General features: G+C 47.8%; 14 protein-coding genes and 2 tRNA genes. 13 read left to right on the plus strand and 3 right to left on the minus strand.

From position 1 onward, the window contains the following. Positions 1-362: 362 nt before the first annotated feature. A tRNA-Arg gene (locus RDW05_RS11095) sits at positions 363-437 on the minus strand. A gap of 150 nt (positions 438-587) precedes the next feature. Between RDW05_RS11095 and RDW05_RS11100 the strand changes: the two genes are divergently transcribed. The 10 genes from RDW05_RS11100 (at position 588) to ptsP (ending at position 9,230) form a co-directional block, all read left to right on the plus strand. Beyond that, positions 588-809 carry a hypothetical protein gene (locus RDW05_RS11100; RefSeq protein ID WP_307979088.1) on the plus strand — a complete coding sequence of 74 codons (222 nt, stop codon included), beginning with the start codon at positions 588-590 and terminating at the stop codon, positions 807-809. A 6-nt stretch (positions 810-815) separates the two neighbouring features. Continuing rightward, entirely contained in the window at positions 816-1,715 is a 900-nt protein-coding gene (locus RDW05_RS11105) for an AI-2E family transporter (protein WP_307979090.1), read from the plus strand. 95 nt (positions 1,716-1,810) lie between these two features. Beyond that, positions 1,811-2,236 carry a thioesterase family protein gene (locus tag RDW05_RS11110; protein WP_009146111.1) on the plus strand — a complete coding sequence of 142 codons (426 nt, stop codon included), beginning with the start codon at positions 1,811-1,813 and terminating at the stop codon, positions 2,234-2,236. A gap of 4 nt (positions 2,237-2,240) precedes the next feature. Then, on the plus strand, positions 2,241-2,885 hold the full coding sequence (locus tag RDW05_RS11115) for a coenzyme F420-0:L-glutamate ligase (protein ID WP_210684837.1): 645 nt from the start codon (positions 2,241-2,243) through the stop codon (positions 2,883-2,885). A gap of 12 nt (positions 2,886-2,897) precedes the next feature. Continuing rightward, positions 2,898-3,425: a hypothetical protein gene (locus RDW05_RS11120; RefSeq protein ID WP_304274136.1), complete on the plus strand. Its 528-nt coding sequence runs from the start codon at positions 2,898-2,900 to the stop codon at positions 3,423-3,425. A gap of 212 nt (positions 3,426-3,637) precedes the next feature. Then, a complete protein-coding gene (locus tag RDW05_RS11125; protein ID WP_307979092.1) occupies positions 3,638-4,390 on the plus strand; it encodes a DeoR/GlpR family DNA-binding transcription regulator in 753 nt (250 codons plus the stop codon). Next, a complete protein-coding gene (gene pfkB, locus RDW05_RS11130) occupies positions 4,387-5,304 on the plus strand; it encodes a 1-phosphofructokinase (protein ID WP_307979093.1) in 918 nt (305 codons plus the stop codon). The genes RDW05_RS11125 and pfkB overlap by 4 nt, the downstream gene beginning before the upstream one ends. A 20-nt stretch (positions 5,305-5,324) precedes the next feature. Then, positions 5,325-7,229, plus strand: a complete 1,905-nt coding sequence (locus RDW05_RS11135) for a fructose-specific PTS transporter subunit EIIC (RefSeq protein WP_307979094.1) — start codon at positions 5,325-5,327, stop codon at positions 7,227-7,229. 87 nt (positions 7,230-7,316) lie between these two features. After that, the gene (locus RDW05_RS11140; protein ID WP_307979095.1) at positions 7,317-7,574 is read left to right on the plus strand and encodes an HPr family phosphocarrier protein; all 258 of its coding nucleotides are present in this window, start codon (positions 7,317-7,319) and stop codon (positions 7,572-7,574) included. A gap of 36 nt (positions 7,575-7,610) precedes the next feature. Further along, entirely contained in the window at positions 7,611-9,230 is a 1,620-nt protein-coding gene (gene ptsP / locus RDW05_RS11145; protein WP_307979097.1) for a phosphoenolpyruvate--protein phosphotransferase, read from the plus strand. Positions 9,231-9,439: 209 nt separating this feature from the next. On the opposite strand, the gene RDW05_RS11150 is transcribed toward ptsP, so the two are convergent. Continuing rightward, positions 9,440-9,516 (minus strand) — tRNA-Arg (locus RDW05_RS11150). A gap of 329 nt (positions 9,517-9,845) precedes the next feature. Between RDW05_RS11150 and RDW05_RS11155 the strand changes: the two genes are divergently transcribed. After that, positions 9,846-11,249, plus strand: a complete 1,404-nt coding sequence (locus tag RDW05_RS11155; protein ID WP_307979099.1) for a sodium:solute symporter family protein — start codon at positions 9,846-9,848, stop codon at positions 11,247-11,249. A gap of 205 nt (positions 11,250-11,454) precedes the next feature. On the opposite strand, the gene RDW05_RS11160 is transcribed toward RDW05_RS11155, so the two are convergent. Then, complete coding sequence (locus RDW05_RS11160) at positions 11,455-12,006, minus strand: gamma carbonic anhydrase family protein (RefSeq protein ID WP_293696430.1); 552 nt, start codon at positions 12,004-12,006, stop codon at positions 11,455-11,457. Positions 12,007-12,370: 364 nt separating this feature from the next. Between RDW05_RS11160 and RDW05_RS11165 the strand changes: the two genes are divergently transcribed. Then, positions 12,371-12,943: a hypothetical protein gene (locus RDW05_RS11165; protein ID WP_307979102.1), complete on the plus strand. Its 573-nt coding sequence runs from the start codon at positions 12,371-12,373 to the stop codon at positions 12,941-12,943. 231 nt (positions 12,944-13,174) lie between these two features. Continuing rightward, positions 13,175-13,411 carry a helix-turn-helix domain-containing protein gene (locus tag RDW05_RS11170; RefSeq protein ID WP_293725145.1) on the plus strand — a complete coding sequence of 79 codons (237 nt, stop codon included), beginning with the start codon at positions 13,175-13,177 and terminating at the stop codon, positions 13,409-13,411. The last annotated feature ends 51 nt before the right edge of the window (positions 13,412-13,462 follow it).

The following is a 13,462-nucleotide window of genomic DNA, read 5'->3' on the forward strand; positions in this document are numbered from 1 at the left end:
ATAAAATTTTACAGGGGAAAATAAAAAAAGACTTGACTTTTGTTAGCAGGTTTTTTTGCGTTTTTACCGAGTTCATAGCCAAATTTGACACAAGCCAAACCGAAGCCTAATAATGCGAGGACTTCAAGAATATTCATCGGCGCCACCCTCTTTCTTGTAGATTTCCATAAGGATATGGATCCTTGCAATAGGAGAGCCGCAAAGCCCTCCGAGGAGAGCAACTGCCTACCGCTGTGCTAGCAATAATTAATTTTAACATATGTTTGGGTAAAAGGGAATACACAGGAATATAAAAGCGGTTGATAATATCAGTGCATAAAAAATCCCTTCCCATACAAAATGGAAAGGGTACTTTTTCTTTTTGGTGCGCCTGAGAGGAATCGAACCTCCGCACACGGTTCCGGAGACCATTGCTCTATCCACTGAGCTACAGGCGCAAAAACTACAATGGAATTATACCACAGATGTGAAACTTATGCAAAGAAAAGCCTTCTTTTTTGTCTTGTGCGCGCTTATATGTTACAATAATATTATTAATTTAATAAGCATGTATTACCTTGGACATGCGCTTTGAATAGAGGTTGCTTATGAAAGAAAGAAATCCTTATTGTCTGCTGGCCTTTGCAATTGTGCTTATCTGGGCGCTGTGGAATTACAATGTCAGCCTAAAACTGCTGGCTGGTATATATGATGTTTTGCTGCCGTTTGTCATTGGCGGTTGTATGGCTTTTATCGTCAACGTGCTGATGAAGAAGCTGGAGCAATATTGGCGCAGAATTTTTAAGCAGAGCGTGGTATCGCGTTTCTAGCGTCCAGTGTGTTTGCTTTTGAGCCTTGCAATCATTATCGGCTTTTTGGCCTTCTTTGTGCTGACGATTGTGCCCGAGCTGCACGCCAGCATGAAAATGCTCGTCAAGATGCTGCCGCCGGCGTTGGCTAAGCTGAATATTTATCTGCAGCAGAAGGCGCAGGAGCTTTCCTTCTCGGCAGACGAGCTGGCTGTGGTACAGGCGCAGGCTAAAGAGGTTTATCAGACGATGCTCAATTATCTGCAGAACAACAAGCGTCTTTTGCTGGAGCAGACGTTTTTGGCAACGGCCTCCGTTCTGGAGGTGCTTGCAAGCTGTGTTATAGGTTTTGTCGTAGCAATCTATTGTCTGCTGGAAAAGCATCGTCTTGCGCGCAACTTTAAATGCGTAATTTTTGCCTTTTGCTCGAAGGAGCGCGCTGCTTATATTCTGCATGTATTGCAGACATCAGAGCAGATTTTCCGCGGCTTTGTGGGCGGACAGCTGGTAGTGGCGCTGCTTTTGGGCGTGATGTATTTCGTCGGCATGACGCTTTGCGGCTTCCCTTATGCGACGGTCATTTCGCTGCTGGTGGCAGTGCTGAGCCTGATACCGATTCTCGGTACCTTAATCAGTGCTCTTATCGGTTGCTTTTTAATACTGGTGGCCGCGCCGGAAAAAATCTGGTATTTTATCATATTATACATTGTGCTGCAGCGCATCGAAGCTGATTTGCTTTATCCTAAGATTGTGGGTAAGGCTGTAGGTCTTTCGGAGCTGTGGGTGTTGGCAGCGGTGACGATTGGCGCGAGCATTGGCGGTGTTGCCGGTATGATTGTCTGCGTACCGCTGTTTTCCGTAATTTATGCTTTGCTGGCTGAAAAGGTTAAGCGCCTGCTGGCAGAGAAAAATTTATCTAATTTATAAGATTTGTTAGGCACTTGGCGTTAAAAGTGCTATAATAATAAATTGATTGTAAGCCTGTTATCTGCAGGCAGCCTTGAAGATGCAAAGGAGATTTTATGATTACAATACGAGATAAGGTGCGTTTTGTTGAAACTGATATGATGGGTGTTGTGCATCATGCCAATTATCTGCGCTGGTTTGAAATGGGACGTGTAGCATATCTGCGTGCCTGCGGTATTTCCCTAGGCGAGCTGATGGCTGACGGCGTTATTTTCCCGATTACCGAGGTACGCGCCAAGTATAAAAATTCCTGTACCTTTGATGATGATTTTGAAGTGCAGGTAAAAATGAGTGCCTTTAATAAAGCAAAAATGGAATTTGATTATACTGTTATCCGTCTGCGCGACGGCGCTGTGGCGGTTGAAGGCCATACGCGCAATGTGTTTACCGATAACGAAGGCCACATTGTTCGTTTGAAGCCTGAATGGTATGATAAAATTCAGAAGGTATATGCAGCGGATAAGGCTGCGGAGGAGATGTGAGAGTATGGAAAAATATAAGATTGTTCCTGTGCCGACAAGAATTTTGACTCATCACGATGATATCTGTGATGCTATTCTGGAATATGCCAAGGATAAAATCGGCCCCAATGATGTTGTCTGCACTGCCGAAAGCGTAGTTGCTATTACCCAAGGCAGAGCAATGCGCTGCGAGGAGTTCCATCCGGGACCACTGGCTAAGGTGCTGTCGCATTTATTCCCTGCTAAGGGCAGTATCAGCAGCTGGTACAGCATGCAGTCCCTGATTGACGCAGAGGGCGGTGCACGTGTTCTGTGGGCAGTAATCTGCGGCTTTGCGGCTAAATGCGTAGGCGTAAGCGGTACCTTCTACCGTATGGCAGGCAAACAGGCTCGCCTGATTGACGATGTTACCGGCACAATGCCTCCGTATGACAAGCATATTGTTTATGGTCCGGCAGAACCGGAAAAGGTTGCCGAAGCTATTACCAAGGCTTGCGGCTGCTATGGCGCTGCTATTGCCGACGTTAACGATTTGAAGCGCTCTGCAGTGCTTGGCTGGTCTAAGGGCGTTGATCCGGATAAGGTTGCGGAAATCCTCATTGATAATCCTTTTGGCAACGGCAGTGAAAAAACACCAATCTGCATTATCAAGGATTATCATAAGGCGTAAGGGGGAAGCAAGATGCTGATGACGATTGTGGGAGTCCTTGTAGGACTGTTGATTTTAGGCGTTATAATTGTAGGTGTATATATTTCTATTCAGGGTGATGCTGTAATGCGTCTGCTGGTAAAGCAGCGCACCAAGGCTGTTTTGGATAAGGTATATGCCGATAGAATTGATTTTTCCTTAGAGGTACCTTTTGATAACGTAGGCAAGCAGGAGGGTACGATTTTGGATGCTTATATGCGTATTTATCTGCCGCAGGAGCAGTATGGCGACGTGCTGCTGCGTGGCAAGGTTAACCGCGAAGGTTACCTGCGTGATGACGATTATTTTGAAGCAATGCTGGTTCCTGCTGGCACCGGCGAAAAATTTGTCCTGCGCTTTGAGGCTTATGCCAAAAACGGCAAGAGCTTAGAGGAAGCAATGGAAAATATTCCTGATGTTGATGTTGCTTTGTTTGCTGATTGCCGCGGTCGCCGTGAGCTTTACACTGTAAAGGAATACTTTACTCTGACTGCGGATGAAATGCGTGCTTTGGTCAAATAAGCTGATACTTTTATGTGTTGTCTTTAAAAATATATAAACGATACTTTATTATGGATGCTTCTCTGCTGTGGGAGAGGCATCCATTTTTCTTTGCCTTGAAAGTTATGAGAGATAATTTGCAAAAAAAATTCAAAAAAATGCAGCTTTTTGCTCAAAAATGATTGATTTTGCGTGAAAATGGTTATATAATATCTGCAAGAGGAGAGATGCTCATGTTAACGCAAGAAAGATTTGAAGAAATCACTCGCATTGTCACGCGTGACGGTGCGGCGACAGTACCGGAGCTGGCAAGGCTTCTGGAAACCTCTGAGTCCACTATCCGCCGAGATTTGGTACAGCTGGACAGCTTGGGCAAGGTACGCAAGGTGCATGGCGGTGCGACTGCCGTGCGCGAGGCGGAGCCTGTGCAGGAGCGCAACATGCAGGAAAAATACAGTCGTAATATTGAAGACAAGCGCACAATTGCCGCGTATGCGGCAACGCTGGTGCGTCCGAACGACTTTATTTTTCTTGATGCAGGCTCGACAACCGAGCAGCTGGCAACCTACCTGACGGAAAAGGATGCTGTTTATGTAACAAACGGCATTACGTTGGCGCAGAAGCTTGCGCAGCGCGGCCTGAAAACACTGCTTATAGCAGGGCGCGTGAAGGCAACAACTGATGCGGTAATCGGCACGGAGGCGGTTGCTTCCCTGCAGCATTACAATTTCAGCAAGGGCTTTTTCGGAACGAACGGCATTACTGTGGAAGAGGGCTTCACAACTCCTGATATCGAGGAGGCCATGAATAAGCGTGTGGCGATGGAGCATTGCCATAAATGCTATGTCCTGGCGGATGCCAGCAAGTTTGAGGCACTGTCGAACGTGTCCTTCGCCCCGTTGTCTAAGGGCGTGATTATTACGGCTGCGCAGGAGGCTCTGAATGTTAACTCCTATAAGCAGCATACGGAGGTGATTGTGCTTTGATTTACACTGTAACCTTTAACCCTTCGCTTGATTATGTGGTAAAGGTTGATGCTTTTGCAGTAGGCGAGATTAACCGCACCCAAGCAGAAAATATATATCCGGGTGGTAAGGGAATCAATGTTTCGCTGGTGCTGCAAAATCTGGGGCTGCAATCGGTAGCCTTGGGCTTCACGGCCGGTTTCAGCGGTACAGAAATAGAACGCCTGCTGCAGGAAGCAGGCTGTCGTTGCGATTTTATTCGGGCTGCTGCAGGCTACTCGCGCATTAATACGAAGATTATTTCGGACTCGGAAACGGCGCTGAACGGTCAGGGACCGCAGCTGAGCAAGGAGGAGCTGCACAAGCTTTTCACCAAGCTGCAGGGACTGACGCAGGATGATATTTTGGTTTTGGCAGGAAGCATACCCGCTTCGCTGCCGGATGATATTTATGAGCAGATTCTGGAGCTGCTGCAGCCTGCTTGCACACGGGTTGTGGTAGATGCTACTGGCGATTTGCTGCTCAAGGTGCTGAAATATAAGCCGTTTTTAATCAAACCAAACCATGAGGAATTAGGAGAGTTCTTTGGCCGGGGACCGTTGCTGAATGAGGAGGATATTCTTGCTGCTGCGCTGAAGCTGCAGCAGCAGGGAGCACGTAATGTGCTGGTTTCGCGTGGAGCGGACGGAGCTGTACTGTTGGACGAAAATGGCAGGCAGCACAGTATGGCTTCACCGAAGGGTAAACTGGTAAACTCTGTTGGTGCCGGTGACAGCATGGTAGCAGGCTTTTTAGCAGGCTATCTCAAAATGCAGGATTATGAGGAAGCGCTGCGCCTGGGCGTAGCCGCAGGCAGCGCAAGCGCGTTTAAGGATTGGCTGGCAACACGTGAGGATATTGATGAAATTATTTTACAGGGCGTGAATAATAAATAAAAAAGAAGGGGCAAAATAAGATGAAAATAGTTGATTTGCTGAAGGTAGAAAGCATTGATCTTAAAGCGCAGCCTAAGGATAAGGCAGCAGCGCTGGAGCATTTGATTACGCTGATGGAGAGAGGCGGTAATCTGCTTGATAAGGATGAATACAGAGCCTGCGTGCTGCGCCGTGAGGAGGAGGGCAGCACAGGTATCGGTGAAGGCATTGCCATTCCGCATGCTAAGACAAGTGCTGTAAAGGCACCGGGACTGGCAGCTATGCTGGTAAAGGACGGCGTTGACTTCGACAGTCTGGACGGCGAGCCTGCGAAGCTGTTCTTCCTGATTGCTGCACCTGATACGAAGGATAATGTGCATCTTGATGTTCTGAGCCATCTGAGCATGCTGCTGATGAACGATGATTTCCGCAGTGAGCTGCTGAATGCCGCCGATGCTAAGAAATTTTTGGCAGTTATAGACAAATACGAAAACGAAAAATTTGAAGACGAGGAAGCAGAAGCACCGGCAGCAGAGCCTGCTAAGCAGCGCAAGGTGCTGGCTGTTACTGCCTGCCCGACAGGTATTGCACATACTTATATGGCAGCAGAGGCTTTGCAGGAGATGGCCGGTAAGATGGGCGTTGCAATGAAGGTTGAAACCAATGGCAGCGGCGGCGTAAAAAATAAGCTGACGGCGGCAGAGATAGAAGAAGCCGAAGGCATTATTGTGGCTGCAGACAAGAACGTGCCTGTGGAGCGCTTTGCAGGCAAGCCGGTTATCTTCGTTAAGGTAGCTGACGGTATCAACAAGCCGAAGGAGCTTATCGAGGAGATTCTGAGCGGTAATGTTCCTGCTTATGCAGGCAAGGGCGGCAGCGAGGCGACAAGTGACGTGGCAGATGCTGAGGAAAGTCTGGGGAGACAAATTTACAAGCATCTGATGAATGGCGTTTCGCACATGTTGCCGTTTGTAATCGGCGGTGGTATTCTTATCGCGCTGGCATTTATGTTCGATATGGAATTTGCCGGTACAGCTAAGTTTGGCAGCGGCACGCCGCTGGCAGCCTTCTTCAAGAATATCGGCGGCTTAGCGTTCAGCATGATGATGCCGATTCTGGCAGGCTATATCGCTATGAGTATCGGTGAGCGTCCGGCACTGATGCTTGGTATCGTGGGCGGCTTTTTGGCAGCCTCCGGCGGCAGCGGCTTCTTCGGCGCGCTGTTTGCAGGCTTCATCGGCGGTTATCTGATTTTGGCACTGCGCAAGGTATTTAGCGTACTGCCCGACAGTCTGGAAGGCCTGAAGCCGATTCTGCTGTATCCTGTTATCGGCCTGCTGCTTATGGGAATATTGATGACCTACGTTATCAACCCGCCGACTGCAGCCTTTAACCAATGGCTGGCAGGTGCGCTGGCAGGCATGAGCACAACAAGCAAAGTGCTGATGGGCTTTGTGTTGGGTGCTATGATGTCCATTGACTTCGGCGGTCCTCTGAACAAGGCAGCCTATGTTTTCGGTACTGCTTCCTTGGCAGCTGCCGACGGCAGCGCTGTAAGCAGCGAGATTATGGCTGCGGTTATGATTGGCGGTATGGTGCCGCCGCTGGCGATTGCACTGTGTACTATGCTGTTTAAGAGTAAATTTACTTCTAAGGAGCGTCAGTCCGGTGTGACCAACTTTATCATGGGCCTGTCTTTTATTACCGAAGGCGCTATTCCCTTTGCAGCAAGTGACCCGTTGCGTGTAATTCCGACCTGCGCTTTGGGCAGCGGTGTAGCCGGTGCTTTGTCCATGGCCTTTGGCTGTAGCGTTCCGGCACCGCATGGCGGTGTATTTGTTTTCGGCGTAGTGCAGAACTGGCCGATGTATTTTGCAGCTCTGGCAGCAGGCAGTGTGCTGGCAGCTGTGCTTATGGGGTTTGTTAAAAAGAACGTGAACGAATAATATATAGAGAAAAAAGATAAAAACAAAAATAGGATTTTAAGGATTTAGCGGCAGAATATTGTTATTAGCGAAACGGAGGAAATAAAAATGAAACAATTTACTTATGTTATTACTGATGAGGCCGGTATCCATGCACGTCCGGCAGGACTGCTCGTGAAGGAGGCTGCAAAATTTGCCAGCACCACTACGATTGCCAAGGGTGCTAAAAAAGGTGATTTGAAGCGTATCTTCGGTGTTATGGCCTTGGGCGTAAAAAAGGGCGAAGAGATTACTGTTACCTGCGACGGTGCTGATGAGGATGCAGAGGCAGCAGCTTTAGAGGCTTTCTTCCAAGCTAACCTGTAAGTTCGCAGTAAGAGAGATTTTTCGCGAGGTGATAAGATGCTTTCATTAAAGGGTAAGGGCGTTTGCGGCGGCGTAACGCTGGGAACCTTAGCTGTACTGCGCCGTAATACAGCAGCAGTTAAACGCTGTAAGGTGCAGAATGCCGAGGCTGAGGTTGCACGCTTTCAGACAGCGCGTCAGGATGCTATAGATAAGCTGGCAGAGCTTTATGAAAAGGCTGTTGCAGATGTAGGCAAGGATAATGCTGCTATTTTTGAAATCCATCAGATGATGCTGGAGGATCTTGATTATATTGAGTCTGTTGAGGGCATTATCCGCACGCAGCAGGTTAATGCGGAATATGCAGTGCAGACTACCGCAGCTAATTTTGCAGAAATTTTTTCTTCGATGGAAGATGATTATATGCGTGCACGCGCTGCAGACGTCAAGGATATTTCCAACAAGGTGCTTGGCTGCCTGGGTGATGCAGGCAGCAGCTGGGAAAGCGGCAGCGGCAGTTACATTCTGGCAGCAGACGACCTGGCTCCCAGCGAAACCGTACAGCTTGATAAATCGCGTGTGCAGGGTTTTGTGACGGCAGCGGGCAGTGTAAATTCACATACGGCAATTCTGGCGCGCACGATTGGCATTCCTGCGGTTGTCAACACCGGCAGCAACATCGGTGAAGAATATGACGGCAAGCTGGTAGCGGTAGACGGCTATACCGGCGAGGTTTTTGTTGATCCTGATGAGGCAACGCTGGAGCGCATCAAGGCAAAGATGGAGCAGGATGCACAGCATAAAAAGCTGTTGGAGGAGCTCAAGGGCAAAAAGAGCATTACCGGCGGCGGCCAGCAGGTGCATGTATATGCTAACATCGGCGGCACCGGCGATTTAGCCAGCGTACTGGCGAACGATGCAGAGGGCATCGGCCTTTTCCGCAGTGAGTTCATTTATCTGGAAAGCAAGGATTATCCGACAGAGGAGCAGCAATTTGAAAAGTATAAGCTGGCAGCGGAAGCAATGGCCGGCAAGCGTGTTATTATCCGTACGCTTGATATCGGTGCCGATAAGCAGGCTGATTACTTCGAGCTGCCGCAGGAGGAAAATCCGGCGCTTGGCTATCGCGCAATCCGTATCTGCCTGCAAAGACCGGAGCTGTTTGCTACGCAGCTGCGTGCTATCTGCCGCGCTTCTGCTTATGGCAAGCTGGCGGTGATGTTCCCGATGATTATCAGCGTAGAAGAGGTGCGCAAGGCGCGCAAAATTCTGCGCGAGGTGCAGGCAGAGCTGAAATATGCAGGCGTATCCTACGATCCGAAGATGGAAGTCGGCATTATGATTGAAACGCCGGCGGCAGCGCTGATTAGCGCGGAGCTGGCGAAAGAAGTTGATTTCTTCAGCATCGGTACGAACGATTTGAGTCAGTATACCTTGGCGATAGACCGCCAGAACCAGCGGTTAGAGCCGTTCTTTGATGCACACCACCCTGCAATTTTGCGTCTGATTGAAATGACGGTGCAGGGAGCGCATGCAGCAGGTATCTGGTGCGGCGTCTGTGGCGAGCTGGGCGCTGATTTGAGCCTGACTAAGGAATTTGTACGCATGGGAATGGATGAGCTTTCCGTAAGTCCGGCAAGCATTCTGCCGCTGCGCAAAAAAATCCGCAGCCTGTAATTTTTACTCATACTCATATTTCTATATAACGCATGAAAATACCCCTGATAATGCGTGAGCAGTATCAGGGGCAGCTTTCGGCGGCAATGCTTTGTTGTTGCTTTGGGGAGAACCGGTTGTATGACTGGTTCTTTTTTTCTATACGAAGGATTATTTTTTATCAGAAAAGCAAAAAAACACCGCAATTTCTTGCGATGTCAATCTCAAAATGGTGACCTCGGCAGGACTCGAACCTGCGACCTTTTGATTCGTAGTCAAACGCTCTATCCAGCTGAGCTACGAGGCCAACAACAGTATTTATTTTAACGGCAAATCGATATTTTGTCAATACTTTTTTGTGAAAAAATCTTGACTGTTTTTTCACGGCGGGATATAATTTAGCTAATATATATGTGGCTGCTTTGCAAGGAAGCATCAGGAGGCGTATATTTGGTCTGCATTGGGATGCTTGCCGGTATGGGCGATGGGGAATTGTAATGACAGCACAAATGGTTTTTGTATTATATGTTGTTGAAGTCTGCACGATTAGGTCTGATGTGAGGCAGTATAGGGATACTGCCAGCTATGACGTTGTATTTCTTTAACAGGCATGTATAATTTAAAGGAGGATTTTTTGTGCCTGTTTCTTTAGTAATCTTAATATTGTACATTGTTGCTTTGTTCGCTATCAGCTGGTATGCAAAAAAACGTAGTGAAGGAAACAACGAAAACTTTGCTCTTGCGGGACGCAGACTTTCTGCGCCTCTGATTTGTGTCACTATTATAGGTCTGGCTGTCGGCGGTGCGTCGACTATCGGCGTTTCCGAGCATGCCTTCCGTGTTGGCCTGAGTGCCGGATGGTATACCATTGCCTGGGCCTTGGGTGCGATTGTTATGGGCCTGTTCATGGCAAAAAAATATCGTGAGCAGAACATTACGACTATCACCGAGCTTATTGAACACCATCATACTAAGGGCGCGGTAATTTTAGGCGTTTTCTGCCAGATTGTTATCCAACTGGTAATTATCAGCCTGCAATACATTGCCGGTGGCAGTATTCTGCACGCAATCCTGCCGGATATCTTTGATTTCCACACAGGTATGATTGTCAGTGCCATCACCTTTATCGGTATTACCTTTATCGGTGGTATGTGGTCTGCATCCTTATCTAATGTGTTGAACATTATTCTGATTTACGTTGGCATTTTGGCGGCAACTATTATTCAGTTCAAAAAAATCGGCAGCATGGATCATCTGGCTGCTGCGTTACCGGCTAATGTGCCCTGGTTCAGCTTCATTGACGGTGTTGGCCCTGTAACCATCACCAGCTGGGTTGTAACACTTATTACCGTAAATCTTTCTCTGCAAAGTATTCTGCAGATTTCTTTAGGCGCTAAAGACGCTGCAACTGCTAAAAAAGGCTTCGTCTGGGGCGGCATTCTGATGCTGCCGGTAGGCGTTCTGGCTGCCTTCCTTGGTCTTGTTGCCAAGGCTATGTACCCTGATGCGCAGGCTGCATTGGCGCTGCCGCAGGTTATCGTAGGCCTGCAGCCGGTGTTGGCAGGTATCACCCTGGCAGCTCTGTGGGCTGCAGATGTATCTACTGCCTGCAACCTGCTGTTGAGTGCTGGTACCCTGTTCTCCAGTGATATTTACAAGCGCTTCATCAATCCGCAGTGCGACCAGGCGCGTCAGCTTTTGATGACACGTGCCTGCATCATTATCAGCGGTATTCTTACCTTGGGACTTGCTATGAGCGTATCCAGTATTTTGGGTACGATTATGATTGGTCTGTCTTTGACTGCTGCCTTCAGCGTTATCGTAATCGTAGCGCTGTTCTTCCCGCAGTATGCTTCTAAAGCCGCAGGCTTCTGGACTCTGCTGGCAGGCCTGGTGCTGCTGGTGCTGTGGCAGCTTACCCCGGCAGTACGCATTTTCCCGAATGTAATCTACATGGAATGGCTGGTATGTATTGCTGCTTATGCTATTGTAGCTGTTATTTGCCCGGCTAAAAAAGCTGTTGCTGCAGAAAGCAACTAAATAAAAAGTATATTTGAAGCTGAAAAGCCATCTCTGTTGTTCTTGAGGAATACGGAGATGGCTTTTTGATTATAAGGTTAACTATTTCCTGTAAGCAAAAATCCCGTTCACAGACTTGCGTCGTGTAACGGGATTTTTTTGCACTATGAATGAAACGTGACCTGATTAATCAGAGGACATTGTCATGCTTCCTTGCTTGGGGAAATTAAACGATTTTTTCACCGTGATAACGTTCACCATCATTGTCAGGCAGCAGGCCGTAGCGTTCGGTCCACAGGGTTTTGTATTTCAGCGCTTGAGCGTGGATAGCGGCGATACCTTTTTCGTCCAAGGTTTTGATAACCTTGGCAGGAATGCCGGCAACCAGGGAATTCGGCGGTACGATGGTGCCTTTGGTTACAACAGCACCGGCAGCAACGATAGAGCCGTGACCGATTACAGCGCCGTCAAGTACAGTGGAATGCATGCCGATGAGGCAGTGGTCCTCAACGGTGCAGGCATGCAGCAGAGCGCAGTGGCCTACAGTTACATAATCACCGACGATGCAGGCGTAGTTATCAGCAACGTGCAGCACGCTGTTGTCCTGAATATTGCTGTAGCGGCCAACCTCGATGCGGTTAACGTCGCCGCGGATAGTAACGCCGGGCCAAACGCTGGCGTACTCCTTAAGCTCAACCTTGCCAATCAGGGTGGCAGTATTAAAGGCGTAGGCCTTCTCGTCAATTTTGGGGGCTTGTGCTTCAAATTTAAAGATCATCTTATCACCACTTTCTGTAAATTGGCTGCCTTCGCGGCAGTCTTGAAAGATAAACAATTTCTTCTCACACTATTATTATCATATGAGCAGATAATAAAGTCAAGGCGTTCACATTTATTTTGCAGATGTGAAGGATTGGATTTAGTTGTGGGTGTGCGATAGAAAAAATTTTTGTGTTACCTTGACAGATTTACTGATTCGCTATATAATAACCACACAGCACTTAGACAAGCTGTATACATTTGTTTATATAAGAATTTTAGGCTATTATAATGATATTTTCCTATGCGAAAATTTCATTATAATAGCTTTTTTTGTTGCGTTTTTCGCATATTCAGTGTTTTAAAGAAAGGATGATTCTTATATGGCAAATTATTGTTACACAAATTTATACGTCTACGGTCCTCAAGAGGAGCTGGCAGACCTCTTTAAAAAGCTCAAGCGCTGGACGCGCAAGGATGAGCGTAAACCGAAAACTGCCTTTGGCTGCGGCTGGCTCAGCTTCATCGCTGAGGGCGCCGGTATCCAGGCCTTTGAACTCCGCGCTGGCGTTGAAAAAATCCAGTTCGACGGCAAAGGACAGCTCTTTATCAAGTATATATCTGCAGACGGCCCGCAGCCCGCTTTCTGGGAGGCGCTGGTGCGTAAGTTCGCACCGCGCAGCTGGTCCTGCTACCTGGCGGAGGAATCCTGCACAGGCTTGTATCTTACCAATGATACATTGAAGCGGAAAATTACCGCAGATTACGCCATTCCCGGACGTTGCGCCGATGGTTCCTACACCTCGTCATTGGTTCGCCGCAGCACCTTCTACACGCAGTCAGCGTTGCGCGAGCTGCTCAGCAGCAGATATGGTGCCGGCAAGAGCATGGACGAGCTGGTGAAGCTGGCCTTGCAGGATGGCCTGCCTGTGTATGAGGTAAAGCGAGAGGCTTGATGGGTGCAAGAAGCGGCAGCTTTGGGGGCTGTCGCTTACCATAAAAATAAGCGCAAGTCTAAAAGGCTGTTTTAGGCGAGTAGCTTTGCAACTTCAAGTTGTTGGCACAGATTAACTTAAAAGCAGAGAAAAAACTCAGTCAGCTTATTAGCCTAGAAAAACAGACTATATACCTAAAAAATGATTTATATAAACTGCTAATATAATATAGAGAAGTTTTAGCAAGAGGTGATGACGTTGTTTGCTGCGCGTTACAAGAATATTGGATTGAAAATAGCATATTACAGAAAAAAGAGAGGCTATACGCAAGCAGAGTTGGCCGAGCGGATTGGCATGAGTGTTGCCTATCTTGGGCAGATTGAGCGAGGGAACAGAGGCAACAGCTTTTCTTTGGAAACTCTGTATCAGATTGCTGATGCGTTGAAGATTGATGTTAATTTGCTGATAAAAAATGAAATGTTGGCTTGATAGGTGGTAGTTGCTATGTCTTTACAAACTGAGTTCAGAAATATATTAGAA

The sequence above is a fragment of the uncultured Phascolarctobacterium sp. genome, from assembly GCF_902463975.1.
Lineage (GTDB): Bacteria > Bacillota > Negativicutes > Acidaminococcales > Acidaminococcaceae > Phascolarctobacterium_A.

Excerpts from the sequence above, each read along its gene's own strand:
- RDW05_RS11125 (WP_307979092.1), top strand. The coding sequence starts at position 3,638 with ATGTTAACGCAAGAAAGATTTGAAGAAATCACTCGCATTGTCACGCGT.
- RDW05_RS11140 (WP_307979095.1), top strand. The coding sequence starts at position 7,317 with ATGAAACAATTTACTTATGTTATTACTGATGAGGCCGGTATCCATGCA.
- RDW05_RS11165 (WP_307979102.1), top strand. The coding sequence starts at position 12,371 with ATGGCAAATTATTGTTACACAAATTTATACGTCTACGGTCCTCAAGAG.
- RDW05_RS11115 (WP_210684837.1), top strand. The coding sequence starts at position 2,241 with ATGGAAAAATATAAGATTGTTCCTGTGCCGACAAGAATTTTGACTCAT.
- ptsP (WP_307979097.1), top strand. The coding sequence starts at position 7,611 with ATGCTTTCATTAAAGGGTAAGGGCGTTTGCGGCGGCGTAACGCTGGGA.
- RDW05_RS11120 (WP_304274136.1), top strand. The coding sequence starts at position 2,898 with ATGCTGATGACGATTGTGGGAGTCCTTGTAGGACTGTTGATTTTAGGC.
- RDW05_RS11110 (WP_009146111.1), top strand. The coding sequence starts at position 1,811 with ATGATTACAATACGAGATAAGGTGCGTTTTGTTGAAACTGATATGATG.
- RDW05_RS11135 (WP_307979094.1), top strand. The coding sequence starts at position 5,325 with ATGAAAATAGTTGATTTGCTGAAGGTAGAAAGCATTGATCTTAAAGCG.
- RDW05_RS11100 (WP_307979088.1), top strand. The coding sequence starts at position 588 with ATGAAAGAAAGAAATCCTTATTGTCTGCTGGCCTTTGCAATTGTGCTT.
- RDW05_RS11170 (WP_293725145.1), top strand. The coding sequence starts at position 13,175 with ATGACGTTGTTTGCTGCGCGTTACAAGAATATTGGATTGAAAATAGCA.
- RDW05_RS11160 (WP_293696430.1), bottom strand. The coding sequence starts at position 12,006 with ATGATCTTTAAATTTGAAGCACAAGCCCCCAAAATTGACGAGAAGGCC.